We start from the raw sequence: 13,146 nt of genomic DNA on the forward strand, positions 1-13,146 counted from the left end.
AAAGGGACGCTCATGGCGTCCCGTTTTGCAACGCTCGCATTGACATGATGGGTTGCCCGCAATCGTCAATAAACGTCTCGTTCCAGCTTGATTTCCTGCAAGATCGTCGTGGCGATTTCCTCGATCGACTTGTGCGTCGACGACAGCCATTTGATTCCTTCACGACGCATCATCGCTTCCGCTTCGTTGACTTCGTAGCGGCAATTCTCCAGCGATGCGTACTTGCTCCCCGGGCGACGTTCGTTGCGGATCTCCGATAGGCGTTGCGGGTCGATGGAAAGACCGAAAATCTTGTCCTTGTACTGATCGAGCGTGGAAGGCAGTCTCTCACGCTCGAAGTCGTCGGGAATCAGCGGGTAATTGGCCGCCTTCACGCCGTACTGCATTGCGAGATAAAGCGTTGTCGGTGTCTTGCCGCTGCGCGACACGCCCACGAGGATCACATCGGCGCTTTGCAGGTTCTTGTTGGACTGTCCGTCGTCGTGCGCGAGCGAAAAGTTCACCGCTTCGATGCGGTTCTTGTACGCTTCGCTGTCGGCGTTCTGATGCACCCGGCCGATGGCGTGCATCGACTTGAGGCCAAGTTCCAGTTCGAGCGGTTCGATGAACGTCTGGAACATGTCGAGAATCACGCCCTGGCAATTGCGGAGGATCTCGTTGGCGCGCGCGTCCACAAGCGTGCTGAAGATGATTGGGCGAACGCCATCGGCCCGATACATTTCATTGATCCGTTGCGCGGTTTCATAGGCTTTATCGACGGAATCCACGAACGGGACGCGAATCTGACGGAAACGCATCTCGAATTGCGCCAGGATCGAATGCGCGAACGTCTCCGCCGTGATCCCCGTGCCGTCGGACACGATGAAGACCGGCCGTGCGGCGACCGGTTTGGGTGCCGCTGCGGGTGCGTCGGCAGCGGGTGCAGGGGGATTTCCGGGAGTGGTGGCTTCGCTCATGCGCAGAATCGCAAAATGGTGCATTGCACGGTAGAATAGCGGCAACTTGTTGGATAAGCAATTGCGCGACCATCGCGTGCCACTCCCGGTCAGGCCCGTGCGGCGGGGAGTTTCGGGAAACGGCGATGGTTCGGCGCAGGTCGTCGGGCGCTGGCCCCGGTACTCGACGATGCTCAGGCGTGAGCAAAGCGCGATTTCTTATCCAACAGGTGGGTCGGCCCATGTCAGTCCCAGCCGATCCTCCGAGAATTTTTTTTCTTACCTTAGGGGCTTTTATGACTAACGCAGCACACGACGGCGCCTACGTGGTGCCGTTTGAGCATCTGCGCATGACCGACGTCGAGTCGGTCGGCGGCAAGAATGCATCGCTCGGCGAGATGATCAGCCAACTGGCCAACGCAGGGGTTCGCGTGCCGGGCGGCTTCGCCACCACGTCTTTCGCATTCCGCGAGTTCCTCCAGCACAACAATCTGACCGAGCGCATTGCCAAGCGCCTCGATGGTCTCGACGTGGACAACGTCAAGGCGCTTGCGGAAGCCGGCGCCGAGATCCGCCAATGGATCGTCGACGCACCGCTGCAACCGCAGCTCGAAAAGGATATCCGCGAGCAGTTCGCCCGCATCGCCGCCGATCAACCGGACGCCTCGTTCGCCGTGCGTTCGTCGGCCACGGCCGAAGACTTGCCGGATGCCTCGTTCGCCGGCCAGCAGGAAAGCTACCTGAACGTCGTCGGTATCGACGACGTGCTCGATCGTATGAAGCACGTGTTTGCGTCGCTTTACAACGACCGCGCCATCTCGTACCGCGTCCACAAAGGTTTCACGCACGCCGAAGTGGCGCTGTCGGCCGGCGTGCAGCGTATGGTGCGCTCGGACTGCGGCGCGTCGGGTGTGATGTTCACGATCGACACCGAGTCGGGCTTCCAGGATGTCGTCTTCATCACCGCAAGCTATGGCCTGGGTGAGACGGTCGTGCAAGGCGCCGTGAACCCGGACGAATTCTATGTCTTCAAGCCGACGCTCAACGCCGGCAAGTATCCGATCATTCGCCGTACGCTGGGCTCGAAGCTGGTCAAGATGGAATTCACGCAGCCGGGCGAACCGGGCCGCGTGAAGACCATCGACGTGCCGATGGAACTGCGCAACCGCTATTCGATTACCGACGACGATTGCGCCGAACTGGCCAGGTTCGCGCTGATCATCGAGAAGCACTATGGCCGTCCGATGGACATCGAGTGGGGCAAGGACGGCAAGGATGGAAAGATTTACATCCTTCAGGCCCGTCCGGAAACCGTGAAGAGCCAATCGGCGGGAAAGGCCGAGCAGCGCTTCAAGCTCAAGGGTGACGCCCCGGTGCTGGCCACGGGCCGCGCAATCGGACAGAAGATCGGCGCAGGCCCCGTGCGTGTGATCATGGACCCGAGCGAGATGGAACGCGTGCAACCGGGCGACGTGCTGGTGGCGGACATGACCGATCCGAACTGGGAGCCGGTGATGAAGCGCGCTTCGGCCATCGTCACGAACCGTGGCGGCCGTACCTGTCACGCGGCCATCATTGCGCGTGAACTGGGCGTGCCGGCTGTGGTCGGGTGCGGCGATGCCACCGACGTCCTCAAGGACGGTGCCCTCGTGACCGTGTCGTGCGCCGAAGGCGATGAAGGGAAGATCTACGACGGCCTGCTCGAGACCGAAGTGACCGAGATCCAGCGTGGTGAAATGCCGAAGATCCCGGTGAAGATCACGATGAACGTCGGCAACCCGCAACTGGCCTTCGATTTCGCACAGTTGCCGAACGACGGTGTGGGTCTGGCGCGTCTGGAATTCATTATCAACAACAACATCGGCGTGCACCCGCGCGCGATCCTTGAGTACCCGAACATCGACGCCGATCTGAAGAAAGCGGTGGAGTCGGTGGCTCGCGGTCATGCGTCGCCGCGTGCGTTCTACGTCGACAAGCTGGCCGAGGGCGTGGCAACGATCGCCGCGGCTTTCTATCCGAAGGCCGTGATCGTGCGCTTGTCGGACTTCAAGTCCAACGAGTACAAGAAGCTCATCGGCGGTTCGCGTTATGAGCCGGACGAAGAAAACCCGATGCTGGGTTTCCGTGGTGCGTCGCGTTATATCTCGGAAGACTTCGCTGAAGCGTTCGAAATGGAATGCCGTGCGCTCAAGCGCGTTCGTGACGAGATGGGCCTGACGAACGTCGAGATCATGGTGCCGTTCGTGCGTACGCTGGGTCAGGCGGAGCGCGTGGTCAACATGCTGGCCGAATATGGTCTGAAGCGAGGCGAAAACGGCCTCAAGCTGATCATGATGTGCGAAGTGCCGTCGAACGCCATTCTCGCCGACGAGTTCCTTGAGTACTTCGACGGCTTCTCCATCGGCTCGAACGACCTGACACAGCTCACGCTGGGTCTGGATCGCGATTCGGGCATGGAACTGCTGGCGAAGGACTTCGACGAACGCGACCCGGCCGTGCAATTCATGCTGAGCCGCGCCATCAAGGCTTGCTTGTCCAAGGGCAAGTACGTCGGTATCTGCGGTCAGGGCCCGTCGGACCATCCGGATCTGGCCGAGTGGCTGGTGAAGGAAGGTATCGTGTCGATGTCCCTGAACCCGGACACCGTGGTGGAGACGTGGCAACAGCTCGCCAAAGTGGCGAAGTAAGCGTCACGAGAAACGCCTGAAATAGGACGCGTCCGAGTGGCATCTCGGACGCACCCGAAAGGCGGCGCGCATCCTTGGAGTGCGTGCGCCGATCGGCGGGTTTCATGCTATAAACCCCGGTATCACACCGGGGTTTTTTTGTGTCTGGGAGTTGCGATGGAACAGGCTTGGCTTTGGTTCGGCGTGGCCGGATTGATCGTGGTGCTGGAGCTGGCCAGCGGGACGTTCTATCTCCTGATGGTGGCGTTGGGCGTGGCGGCTGGCGGTATTGCCGCGCTGCTGCGAGCGGACTGGCCGCTGCAATGGGTGAGTGCGGCGATTGTCGCAGGCTTGGCCGTGTGGTTGTTGCGACGCAGCCGGTTCGGTCGGCGGCGTATCAAGATCGACGTGTCGGCCGATCCCAATACCAATCTCGACATCGGTCAGCGTCTGCGGGTGGATGCCTGGCAGCCGGGTGGCCAGGCGCGCGCCATGTATCGCGGCGCCGAATGGGATGTCGAGCTTCTGCCGGGCGAGTTGCTGGATGCCGGATGGTTCGTTATCCGAGAGGTACGTGGCAGCCGTTTGTATGTCGCTCACGTGCCAGCTTGACGGAACGCACCGGTACCAATGAGGCAGCGGCTGCGTCGACACCGTCATCGACATTGTTCGCGGGACGATCGCAGCGTTGCCTGAACGCGCAGACGAACACTTTGGCTTCGGTGTGGTCAGACAGCAAGTCCCGCTATCGCGGTGACGGGGAACCAGCCGGCCGGTAAGGTCGGCGTATTCGGGGGAAATCATGTTATCCAACGTCGCATTTATTCTCTTCATCATTGCGGTCATCATCGCGGCGCGCTCGATCAAGATCGTGCCTCAGCAGCACGCCTGGGTGGTGGAACGCCTTGGGAAATTTCACGCGACGCTCACGCCGGGCCTCTCCATCGTCGTGCCGTTCGTGGATCGCGTCGCATACAAGCATGTGCTCAAGGAGATTCCGCTCGACGTCCCGAGCCAGATCTGTATCACGAAGGACAATACGCAGTTGCAGGTCGACGGCATTCTGTACTTCCAGGTGACGGATCCGATGAAGGCGTCGTATGGTTCGAGCAACTTCATCGTGGCCATCACGCAGCTCGCGCAAACGACGTTGCGCAGTGTGGTCGGCAAACTCGAACTCGACAAGACGTTCGAAGAGCGCGAGTTCATCAATCACAGTGTGGTGAACGCCCTCGATGAGGCGGCTGCGAACTGGGGGGTGAAGGTGCTGCGCTACGAGATCAAGGATCTGACGCCGCCGAAGGAAATCCTGCACGCCATGCAGGCGCAGATTACGGCCGAGCGCGAAAAGCGCGCGCTGATTGCAGCCTCCGAAGGCAAGAAGCAGGAACAGATCAACCTGGCGTCCGGTGCGCGCGAGGCGGCCATTCAGAAGTCGGAGGGCGAGCGCCAGGCCGCCATCAATCAGGCGCACGGCGAAGCGGCTGCGATTCTCGCAGTGGCCGAAGCGAACGCCGAAGCCATTCACAAAATTGCGATGGCCATTCAGACGCAGGGGGGGATGGAGGCCGTCAACCTGAAGGTCGCCGAACAATATGTGGACGCGTTCAGCAAGATCGCGAAGACGAACAATACGCTGATCGTGCCTGGCAATCTGTCGGACATGAGCGGGATGATCGCGTCGGCTCTGAAGATCGTTCGCGGCACGGAAGGCGGTTCGAATACGCCTGCCGAGGGCAGCACGAGCGGCTTCGGCAATCCGGGCACGCGACGCTAAAGGGTTTTGTCGGCGCGTTGGCGCCGGCCAAAATGAAAACGGCCCGAAAGGGCCGTTTTCTTTTGCAGACGCTGCCAGTCGCGGGAAGCGAGCCACACGGTGCGTGCCGGTGTTTCACGTGGGGTTGCGCATCAAGCGCGCTTTTTCGCGGTTCCAGTCGCGTTCTTTTTCCGTCTCGCGCTTGTCGTGCAACTTCTTGCCCTTACCCAATCCGATCTCGCACTTCACGAGACCTTTGCTGTAGTGCAGGTTGATCGGGACGAGCGTGTAGCCGCGTTGCTCGACCTTGCCGATGAGCTTCTTGATCTCGTCGGCCTTGAGAAGCAACTTGCGGGTGCGCACGGGATCGGGCTTGATATGTGTCGATGCCGATTGCAGCGGGCTGATGTGCGCGCCGATCAGAAAGATTTCGCCGTTTTTGATAACGACATAGCCTTCCTTGATCTGCGCCCGCCCGGCGCGAATGGCCTTGACTTCCCATCCCTCCAGCGCGATCCCGGCTTCGTATCGCTCCTCGATGAAGTAGTCGAAGAAGGCCTTTCTGTTGTCGATGATACTCATGGATCCTTGGCGGGTAACTTGGTCGGACCCGGTGAGTCGGGCTCGGGTAAAATAGCGATTTTAACAAAGAGTCTCGGCAAGAGGCGGCTAGCGACACACGCGGATCGACCCGACGTCGATAGCGAACGCGCCGTCAGCACACCTCGCCCGACCGACGATGGCCGAAGTCAGTAAAACCGTTCTCGTGCATTTCTCCGACGAGCAAATGTACGATCTGGTGACCAATGTCGCCGATTACCCCAAATTCCTGCCGTGGTGCGGTGGTGTCGACATTCGGCATCAGGACGAACACAGCATGGAAGCGTCGCTCATCATCGACTTCAAGGGACTGAAGCATTCGTTCGCGACGCGAAATATTCAGGAGCGTCCGCATTCCATCCAGATGACGTTCGTCGAAGGACCGTTCAAGCGATTTCACGGGACGTGGAAATTTACCGCGCTGCGCGAGAATGCCTGCAAGATCGAGTTCGGCCTGCATTACGAATTTGCGAATTTTCTGTTGGAGAAGGTCATCGGTCCGGTGTTCAGCCATATCGCCAACACGTTTGTCGACGCCTTCGTGAAGCGTGCGGAGACCGTCTATGCCCAGTGAGTTGAACGTCGAGGTCTGCTATGCCTTGCCGGGCGAACAAACGATTGTCCCGCTGACGCTTTCGGCAGGGGCCACGATGCGCGACGCCATCGAGCGCAGCGGCTTGCTGCAACGATTTCCCGAACTCGATCTGACGCGCATGAAAGCCGGGGTGTTCGGTAAGGTGCGCGCGTTGGATGCGGTACTCGATGCGGGAGATCGCGTCGAGATTTATCGCACGCTCAAGGCGGACCCGAAGCTGGCGCGTCAGCGCCGTGTCGAGAAGGTGCGCAATGAAGGCAGTCGCGAGGGACAGAAGTGGCTGGGGAGCAGTCGTCGCGGTAGTTGAGATAGCCGTCGAGGTGGTCGTTCAGGCGGCAACCGGGACCGGCGCCGCGACGGCGAACGGCCGGGCGGCACCGGGCAGCGCCCGGTTCAGTTCGACGAGCGTCTCGCGTGCAGGCGCACGGACGCGCTCACGCCGGCGAGCAGCAGCACGATAGCGGCAAGTTCCAGCCAACGCGGCGCGCGATGCTCGTAAAGGAATCCATAGACGAGTGCGAACAGCGTTTCGAACACGATCATCTGTCCCGAGAGCGTCAGTGGCAGGCGTCGGCTTGCCGCATTCCAGAAAGCATTGCCAATGGTCGACGCGCCGAGCGCCACGGCAATATTCACGATCAGAAACATCTGCCAGTCTCGCTGTGCGTCGGCGGCAACCGGGGGCGGCAATAGCGCCGCGGGAATCGCGAGTGCCACGGCTAGCACACCCGTGGCGACACCCGTCAGCAAGGACCATTCTTGACTCGTGAAATGTCCGAATTCTGCGAGATAGCGGGCGTTCGCGACGGCGTACCAGGTCCAACTCAGCAGCGCACCCACGGCGCAGGCGACGCCGATGAGCGTCAATCGCCAGTCGCCGCCGCTGGCTGCGGCATGGGCAAAGACATCCACATTGATGCAGACGATGCCCGCGGCGACCAGCGCCAGCGGGCCGGCAAGCTTCGACAGGGGCAAGGCGCCGTGATCCCGGCTGCCCACCAGCGTCACGGTGACCGGCAGCACGCCGACGATCAGCGATGCGGGGGCGATGCCCGCCATCTGGACGGCACCTGCGAGAAACAGGTAATAGACGAGATTGCCGACGAGGCTCAGTCGAAACAATGCGCGCCAGTCGTTGCCGGAGACGGAATGGCGCAGGCGGGACCAGAGCGGGGCTAGCAGCACGGCGGACACCAGTCCGTACAGCACGTAGCGAGCGGCAGATAGCTCAAGTGGCGAGAAGCCCGGCAGCAGGCGGGGCGCCAGAAACACCAGCCCCCATAACGCGCCCGCTGCCAAGCCATAAGAAATGCCTTTCCCCATGAAATTCGTATCCGTGTCTAATGATGCCGAACCGCCGAACCGCCGAACCGCCGAACCGCCGAACCGCCGAACCGCCGAACCGCCGAACCGCCGAACCGCCGAACCGCCGAACCGCCGAACCGCCGAACCGCCGAACCGCCGAACCGCCGAATTGGGCGCCGGCCGGTAAATCGGCGGCGGGTGTCCTCTGGAAGGGCGCAAGAATAGCACTCATGCCGAGCGTCGCTATTGTGAAATCCGGCAGTTGGCCGGCGCCGCCGGGGCTTCGCGGCATACCGTGGAAATACCGACTGGCGGTCGGAGCCCCGGTCTTTGCACGTCGGGCGCTATCTCGCCGACGTCTCGGGGAAAAAGCCCCTTGACATGTGGGGCGGACGTGCCATGCATCGCGCGATTTCTGTATAATTCGGTTTTGCGCCTATAGGATTTGCCATGCGTCTGATCCAAAAAGCACTCACATTCGATGACGTGCTCCTCGTCCCGGCCTACTCCGCCGTTCTCCCGCGCGACACCAGCCTGAAAACCAAGCTCACGCGCAACATTACCCTGAACATGCCTTTGCTGTCGGCCGCCATGGATACGGTGACCGAAGCGCGTCTGGCCATTGCCATGGCGCAACAGGGCGGTATCGGCATTATTCACAAGAATCTGAAGCCAGCCGAGCAGGCGCGGGAAGTCTCGAAGGTCAAGCGTTTCGAGTCGGGCGTTTTGCGCGATCCGATCACGATTCCGCCGCACATGAAGGTGCGCGACGTGATTGCCCTGTCGCGTCAGCATGGCATTTCCGGTTTCCCGGTCGTTGAAGGCGCTCAGCTCATCGGTATCGTCACCAACCGCGACCTGCGTTTCGAGAGCCGTCTGGACGAGCCGGTGCGCGTCATCATGACGCCGAAGGAAAAGCTGATCACCGTGCGTGAAGGCGCTTCGCCGGCAGACGCCGAGCGTTTGATGCACGATCACCGCCTCGAGCGCGTGCTGGTCGTCAACGACGCCTTCGAGCTGCGCGGTCTGATGACGGTCAAGGACATTACCAAGGCGACCGAATATCCGCTGGCAAGCAAGGACGAACACGGCAAGCTGCGTGTCGGGGCGGCCGTTGGCGTGGGGCCGGACAATGAAGAGCGCGTCGAACTGCTGGTGGCTGCCGGTGTCGACGTGATCGTGGTCGATACGGCCCATGGTCACAGCCAGGGCGTACTGGATCGCGTGCAATGGGTCAAGAAACATTTCCCGCAGATCGAAGTCGTCGGCGGCAACATTGCCACGGCAAGTGCCGCGCTGGCACTGGTCGAGCATGGCGCGGATGCCGTGAAGGTCGGTATCGGCCCTGGCTCCATCTGCACGACGCGTATCGTCGCCGGTGTCGGTGTGCCGCAGATTACCGCCATCGCCAACGTGGCCGAAGCGCTCAAGGACACGGGCGTTCCGCTGATCGCCGACGGTGGCATCCGTTATTCGGGTGACGTTGCCAAGGCATTGGCGGCAGGCGCCCATACGGTGATGATGGGCAGCATGTTCTCCGGCACGGAAGAAGCGCCGGGCGAAGTGTTCCTGTATCAGGGCCGTTCGTACAAGAGCTACCGCGGCATGGGTTCAGTCGGTGCGATGAAGGACGGCGCTGCCGATCGCTACTTCCAGGACCCGGCGAACAATGCCGACAAGCTCGTGCCCGAAGGCATCGAAGGTCGAGTGGCGTACAAGGGGAGTGTGAACGCGATCCTGCACCAGTTGACCGGCGGTATCCGCTCGTCGATGGGTTATCTCGGTTGCCCGTCGATCAAGGATCTGCACGAAAAGGCGGAGTTTGTCGAAATCACGGCCGCGGGCATGCATGAATCGCACGTGCACGACGTCCAGATCATGAAGGAAGCCCCCAACTACCACGTGGAGTAATTGCCCATGAAGGCCATGTTGCGTACGGTACTGTTCCTCGATGCGGCGTTGAATCTGGCACTCGGTGTGTTCCTGATCGCGTCGTTCTGGTCATCGCTGTATGCGGCCATCGATGTCCCTGCGCCGTCGCCCGTGCTTTATGCGCAGGTGCTCGGCGTGGCCTTCATCGGTGTGGCCTGGCTGCAATGGCACGCGACCGTGAATGGCCAGTTGACGGCGACCGTCGCGAAAGTGACGGGCCATGTCAACTGGGTGAGCGGTGCGTTCGTGCTGGGCTGGCTGATCTCCGGCCAGTTGGTCGTGTCGACGGGCGGCAAGCTGATGCTGGCCGTGCTCGGCGCCGTCCTGCTGGTAATAGGCGGTATTCTCGTCAAGCTGGCGTCGAGTGTGCGCACGAAAGAGCGCGTACAGGCGGCGCAACAGGCTGGCGAGCGGGTGCGTGGCGGTGTCGTGAGCGACACGCGGCGCGACGCACCGCAAGATTATTCCGATGCCCGGGTCGTCGACGAGTCCCGTGGCAGGCGCGCTGAGCCGCGTATGGAGACGCCTCGCGGCGGCTCCGCTCCCGTCAATACCACGCCGGTCGCGCCCGTGGGCGCCACCGGCATTGTCACGCCCGTGCCTTCTGCCACGGCGCCGACGTCCAACGAATCCACTTCATCCGTACCTCACGATGCACGACAAAATCCTCATTCTTGACTTCGGCTCGCAAGTCACCCAGCTCATCGGACGCCGCGTTCGCGAAGCGCACGTCTACTGCGAGATTCACCCGAACGACGTTTCGAACGAATTCATCCGCGAATTCAACCCGAAGGCGATCATTCTGTCGGGAAGTCACGCGAGCACGTACGAGGATCAGGATCTGCGCGCGCCGCAGGCGGTCTGGGATCTGGGCGTGCCGGTGCTGGGCATTTGCTACGGCATGTTCGCGATGACGGTGCAACTGGGCGGTCAGGTCGAAGCCAGCAACCATCGCGAGTTTGGCTATGCGGAAGTGCGCGCGCATGGTCATACGCCGCTGCTCGACGGTCTCGAGGATTTCCGCACGGACGAAGGTCATGGCATGCTCAAGGTGTGGATGAGCCACGGCGACAAGGTGACGCAGCTGCCGGAAGGTTTTGCACTGATGGCGTCGACACCGAGTTGCCCGATTGCCGGGATGGCCGATGTAAAGCGTCATTACTATGCGGTGCAGTTCCACCCGGAAGTCACGCATACCGTGAAGGGTCGCGAACTGCTTGAGCGTTTCGTGCTGGAGATCGCCGGGGCCAAACCGGACTGGATCATGCGCGATCACATCGAGGAGGCCGTCAAGGCGATACGCGAGCAGGTGGGCGATGAGGAAGTGATTCTCGGTCTGTCGGGCGGCGTCGATTCGAGTGTCGCGGCGGCGCTCATTCATCGTGCGATTGGCGATCAGTTGACGTGTGTGTTCGTCGATCACGGTCTGCTGCGTCTGGACGAAGGCAAGATGGTGATGGAGATGTTCCAGGGCCGTCTGCATGCGAAGGTGGTGCACGTGGACGCCACGGCGCAGTTCATGGGCCACTTGGCGGGCGTGACGGATCCGGAGCAGAAGCGCAAGATCATCGGCCGCGAGTTCGTCGAAGTGTTCCAGGCGGAAGCGAAGAAGCTGAAGAACGCGAAGTGGCTGGCGCAGGGAACGATCTATCCGGACGTTATCGAGTCGGGCGGCGCGAAGACAAAGAAGGCGACGACGATCAAGAGCCACCACAACGTGGGCGGCTTGCCGGAGACGCTGGGCCTGAAGTTGTTGGAACCGCTGCGCGATCTGTTCAAGGACGAAGTGCGCGAACTGGGCGTTGCGCTTGGCCTGCCGCATGACATGGTCTACCGCCACCCGTTCCCGGGTCCGGGCCTCGGTGTACGTATTCTGGGTGAAGTGAAGCAGGAGTACGCCGATCTGCTGCGTCGCGCGGATGCGATCTTCATCGAAGAGCTGCGCAACACGGTCGAGCCGAACAGCGGCAAGACGTGGTACGAACTGACGAGTCAGGCGTTTGCCGTGTTCCTCCCGGTGAAGAGCGTTGGCGTGATGGGCGATGGCCGCACTTACGAGTGGGTCGTGGCACTGCGTGCCGTGCAGACGCAAGACTTCATGACGGCACACTGGGCGCACCTGCCGCACGAGCTGCTCGGCAAGGTGTCGAACCGTATCATCAACGAAGTGCGTGGCTTGAACCGTGTCGTGTACGACATCTCGGGCAAGCCGCCTGCGACGATCGAGTGGGAATGATCTGAAATCACCTCATGGCCGTTATGGCAGTATCAAAGTCACCATAAAGCCTTCCGATACAAGAGGGCGAGGCAAACGTGCAGTCTCGCCCTGTACGGGGCATTACGGCGGTAAGGCCTGCATCGCGGAATGGATTCGACGATGCGAGCGCGCCGCACATTGGTGAATGTCGCGAATGTCGTGGGCTGGTTGAGCCACGACTGCACGCCTCAGACCGAACGCGTCAGTCCGCCGTCGACCCGAATGTTCTGTCCCGTGATGTAGCCGCCGCCCTCCGAGGCAAGAAACGCCACGGTCGCAGCGATCTCCTCGGCCTTGCCGTAGCGCCGCATCGGCACGCTTTCACGCCGCGTTTCCTGTTGCGGCAGGCTATCGATCCAGCCCGGCAAAATGTTGTTCATGCGGATGTTGTCCTTCGCATACTTGTCCGCGAACAGCTTGGTGAACGACGCGAGTCCGGCGCGGAAAACGGCCGACGTCGGAAACATTTCGCTGGGTTCGAACGCCCATGCGGTCGAGATGTTGATGATCGCGCCCGCGCCTTGCGCCTGCATGATCGGCGTGACGAGCCGCGTCGGACGGATGACGTTCATAAGATACGTGTCCATGCCGCGATGCCAGTCTTCGTCGCTAATCTCCAGGACCGCCGCGCGCGGCCCATGACCAGCGCTATTCACCAGCACGTCGATACGTCCCCAGCGCGCGAGCGCCAGATCGACCAGCGCTTTCAGATCGTCGTTCGACTGATTCGACCCGGTCACGCCGACGCCACCCAACTCGGCAGCGAGCGCCTCGCCCTTGCCGGACGACGACAGAATGCCGACCTTGAACCCGTCCGCGGCCAGCCGCCGCGCCGCCGCGGCACCCATGCCGCTACCACCGGCGGTGATCAACGCCACTTTTTCCACTGTCATGCTGATACTCTCCGGATACGCTGGCTGACGCCCGTATGGCGGCCAGATCTCGTGAAACATGTTCGAGAGCGTACCACCGTGCGACCGCCGCGGCGCATCAGTTTTCGACACGTCATTCAGTAGAAAAATTACGCCGTGACAGAGGCCATCGGCCGGTTGCCGTCGCTCGATGCGCTGCATGCTTTCGAGACAGCCAGCCGCTATCTC

General features: G+C 61.5%; 12 protein-coding genes. 8 read left to right on the top strand and 4 right to left on the bottom strand.

The window, feature by feature from the left end; all coding sequences use genetic code 11:
- Window positions 1-65 precede the first annotated feature (65 nt).
- Window positions 66-956 carry a posphoenolpyruvate synthetase regulatory kinase/phosphorylase PpsR gene (ppsR, locus tag AB870_RS10070; RefSeq protein WP_084664119.1) on the bottom strand — a complete coding sequence of 297 codons (891 nt, stop codon included), beginning with the start codon at window positions 954-956 and terminating at the stop codon, window positions 66-68.
- 275 nt (window positions 957-1,231) lie between these two features.
- Here ppsR and ppsA point away from each other — a divergent pair, with 275 nt between their 5' ends.
- From ppsA to AB870_RS10085, 3 genes are all read left to right on the top strand, one after another.
- Window positions 1,232-3,622, top strand: a complete 2,391-nt coding sequence (gene ppsA / locus AB870_RS10075) for a phosphoenolpyruvate synthase (protein ID WP_047907888.1) — start codon at window positions 1,232-1,234, stop codon at window positions 3,620-3,622.
- Between the two features lie 156 nt (window positions 3,623-3,778).
- On the top strand, window positions 3,779-4,213 hold the full coding sequence (locus AB870_RS10080) for an NfeD family protein (protein ID WP_047907889.1): 435 nt from the start codon (window positions 3,779-3,781) through the stop codon (window positions 4,211-4,213).
- Between the two features lie 190 nt (window positions 4,214-4,403).
- On the top strand, window positions 4,404-5,378 hold the full coding sequence (locus AB870_RS10085) for an SPFH domain-containing protein (RefSeq protein WP_047907890.1): 975 nt from the start codon (window positions 4,404-4,406) through the stop codon (window positions 5,376-5,378).
- 114 nt (window positions 5,379-5,492) lie between these two features.
- Here the strand turns inward: AB870_RS10085 and smpB are convergent, their stop codons facing one another.
- Entirely contained in the window at window positions 5,493-5,939 is a 447-nt protein-coding gene (smpB, locus tag AB870_RS10090; RefSeq protein WP_047907891.1) for an SsrA-binding protein SmpB, read from the bottom strand.
- Between the two features lie 157 nt (window positions 5,940-6,096).
- Here smpB and AB870_RS10095 point away from each other — a divergent pair, with 157 nt between their 5' ends.
- Together AB870_RS10095 and AB870_RS10100 are read left to right on the top strand one after the other, a co-directional pair.
- Window positions 6,097-6,531: a type II toxin-antitoxin system RatA family toxin gene (locus AB870_RS10095; protein ID WP_047907892.1), complete on the top strand. Its 435-nt coding sequence runs from the start codon at window positions 6,097-6,099 to the stop codon at window positions 6,529-6,531.
- Entirely contained in the window at window positions 6,521-6,859 is a 339-nt protein-coding gene (locus tag AB870_RS10100; RefSeq protein WP_047907893.1) for an RnfH family protein, read from the top strand. Before AB870_RS10095 ends, AB870_RS10100 begins: the two co-directional genes overlap by 11 nt.
- An 86-nt stretch (window positions 6,860-6,945) precedes the next feature.
- On the opposite strand, the gene AB870_RS10105 is transcribed toward AB870_RS10100, so the two are convergent.
- Window positions 6,946-7,875: a DMT family transporter gene (locus tag AB870_RS10105; RefSeq protein ID WP_047907894.1), complete on the bottom strand. Its 930-nt coding sequence runs from the start codon at window positions 7,873-7,875 to the stop codon at window positions 6,946-6,948.
- 432 nt (window positions 7,876-8,307) lie between these two features.
- Between AB870_RS10105 and guaB the strand changes: the two genes are divergently transcribed.
- From guaB to guaA, 3 genes are read left to right on the top strand one after another with little or no spacing between them, the layout of a single operon-like run.
- Entirely contained in the window at window positions 8,308-9,768 is a 1,461-nt protein-coding gene (gene guaB / locus AB870_RS10115; protein ID WP_047907895.1) for an IMP dehydrogenase, read from the top strand.
- Between the two features lie 6 nt (window positions 9,769-9,774).
- Window positions 9,775-10,467: a hypothetical protein gene (locus AB870_RS10120; RefSeq protein ID WP_053059653.1), complete on the top strand. Its 693-nt coding sequence runs from the start codon at window positions 9,775-9,777 to the stop codon at window positions 10,465-10,467.
- On the top strand, window positions 10,442-12,025 hold the full coding sequence (gene guaA, locus AB870_RS10125; RefSeq protein ID WP_047907896.1) for a glutamine-hydrolyzing GMP synthase: 1,584 nt from the start codon (window positions 10,442-10,444) through the stop codon (window positions 12,023-12,025). The genes AB870_RS10120 and guaA overlap by 26 nt, the downstream gene beginning before the upstream one ends.
- A gap of 209 nt (window positions 12,026-12,234) precedes the next feature.
- Here guaA and AB870_RS10130 read toward each other — a convergent pair whose 3' ends face one another.
- Window positions 12,235-12,939 carry an SDR family oxidoreductase gene (locus AB870_RS10130; protein ID WP_047909050.1) on the bottom strand — a complete coding sequence of 235 codons (705 nt, stop codon included), beginning with the start codon at window positions 12,937-12,939 and terminating at the stop codon, window positions 12,235-12,237.
- Window positions 12,940-13,146 lie beyond the last annotated feature (207 nt).

The sequence above is a fragment of the Pandoraea faecigallinarum genome, assembly GCF_001029105.3.
Taxonomy (GTDB): Bacteria; Pseudomonadota; Gammaproteobacteria; order Burkholderiales; family Burkholderiaceae; genus Pandoraea; species Pandoraea faecigallinarum.

What these genes read in the sequence shown, in the direction of transcription:
- ppsR (WP_084664119.1), bottom strand. Translation starts at nt 956, where the DNA reads ATGAGCGAAGCCACCACTCCCGGAAATCCCCCTGCACCCGCTGCCGAC.
- ppsA (WP_047907888.1), top strand. Translation starts at nt 1,232, where the DNA reads ATGACTAACGCAGCACACGACGGCGCCTACGTGGTGCCGTTTGAGCAT.
- AB870_RS10080 (WP_047907889.1), top strand. Translation starts at nt 3,779, where the DNA reads ATGGAACAGGCTTGGCTTTGGTTCGGCGTGGCCGGATTGATCGTGGTG.
- AB870_RS10085 (WP_047907890.1), top strand. Translation starts at nt 4,404, where the DNA reads ATGTTATCCAACGTCGCATTTATTCTCTTCATCATTGCGGTCATCATC.
- smpB (WP_047907891.1), bottom strand. Translation starts at nt 5,939, where the DNA reads ATGAGTATCATCGACAACAGAAAGGCCTTCTTCGACTACTTCATCGAG.
- AB870_RS10095 (WP_047907892.1), top strand. Translation starts at nt 6,097, where the DNA reads ATGGCCGAAGTCAGTAAAACCGTTCTCGTGCATTTCTCCGACGAGCAA.
- AB870_RS10100 (WP_047907893.1), top strand. Translation starts at nt 6,521, where the DNA reads ATGCCCAGTGAGTTGAACGTCGAGGTCTGCTATGCCTTGCCGGGCGAA.
- AB870_RS10105 (WP_047907894.1), bottom strand. Translation starts at nt 7,875, where the DNA reads ATGGGGAAAGGCATTTCTTATGGCTTGGCAGCGGGCGCGTTATGGGGG.
- guaB (WP_047907895.1), top strand. Translation starts at nt 8,308, where the DNA reads ATGCGTCTGATCCAAAAAGCACTCACATTCGATGACGTGCTCCTCGTC.
- AB870_RS10120 (WP_053059653.1), top strand. Translation starts at nt 9,775, where the DNA reads ATGAAGGCCATGTTGCGTACGGTACTGTTCCTCGATGCGGCGTTGAAT.
- guaA (WP_047907896.1), top strand. Translation starts at nt 10,442, where the DNA reads ATGCACGACAAAATCCTCATTCTTGACTTCGGCTCGCAAGTCACCCAG.
- AB870_RS10130 (WP_047909050.1), bottom strand. Translation starts at nt 12,939, where the DNA reads ATGACAGTGGAAAAAGTGGCGTTGATCACCGCCGGTGGTAGCGGCATG.